The organism is Bergeyella porcorum (assembly GCF_042427575.1).
GTDB lineage: Bacteria > Bacteroidota > Bacteroidia > Flavobacteriales > Weeksellaceae > Bergeyella > Bergeyella porcorum.
The window spans coordinates 1-974 of sequence record NZ_JBHMFD010000026.1; the positions used below are offsets into that span (position 1 = coordinate 1).

Annotated in this window: 1 protein-coding gene; it reads left to right on the plus strand. The window is 35.0% G+C overall.

Features of this window, described 5'->3' with window-relative positions; genetic code table 11:
- Positions 1–900: macrolide hydrolase EstT (gene estT / locus ACFFUE_RS10740; RefSeq protein WP_376835248.1), on the plus strand; the 900-nt coding region annotated here is incomplete at its 5' end.
- Positions 901–974: the final 74 nt, after the last annotated feature.

A 974-nucleotide genomic window follows, 5' to 3' on the forward strand; every position in this document is an offset into this window, starting at 1 on the left:
CTTTGGATATTAATTTTAGGACTGATAATAATCAGTTGCAAACAAAGGAAAACAGAAATGAAAGAGAAAATAATTAAAACAAACGGCATTGAACTCTGTACGGAAAGTTTTGGAAATAAGAAAAATCCAGCAATCCTTTTGGTAGCAGGTGCAACCGTATCAATGCTGTATTGGGACACTGAATTTTGCCAACAATTATCTGAAAAAGGATTTTTTGTTATTCGTTACGACAACAGAGATGTAGGAAAATCCACTAATTATGAACCAGGTTCTACTCCATACGATATTGTTGACTTAACTAATGACGCTATTTCAATATTGGATGGCTACAAGATTGACAAAGCACATTTTGTGGGGATTTCTTTGGGCGGACTAATTTCTCAAATAGCATCAATAAAGTTTGCCGACAGAGTTAACTCCTTAACTCTTATGTCATCAGGCCCTTGGGGAGACTCAGACCCAACTATACCTGAAATGGACACGAGTATTTTAGATTTCCATAGTAAAGCAGGTACAGTCAATTGGACAAATGAAGACAGTGTGGTAAACTATTTAATTCAGGGTGCAGAATTAATGAGTGGCAAGAAACAATTTGACAAACAAAGAAGTGAAAAACTGATAAGAGCTGAGTTCAATAGAGCCAACAATTATATAAGTATGTTCAATCACGCTGCATTGCAAGGTGGTGAAGAATATTGGAACAGATTAAACGAAATCAAACAACCCACCTTAATTATCCACGGAACAGACGACAAAATTTGGCATTATAAGAATGCAGGTTTTTTACTAGAAAAAATAAAAGGTTCAAATCTAATCACCCTTGAAGGTACAGGACACGAATTACACGTTGATGATTGGAAATCAATAATTGATGGAATAGAAAAACACATAAATGACTGATAAACAAAAACAACGACCCGCTAACAATGTATATAAAAAATAGGCGAAACAGTAGTAAATTCAAGGCTTTTGGC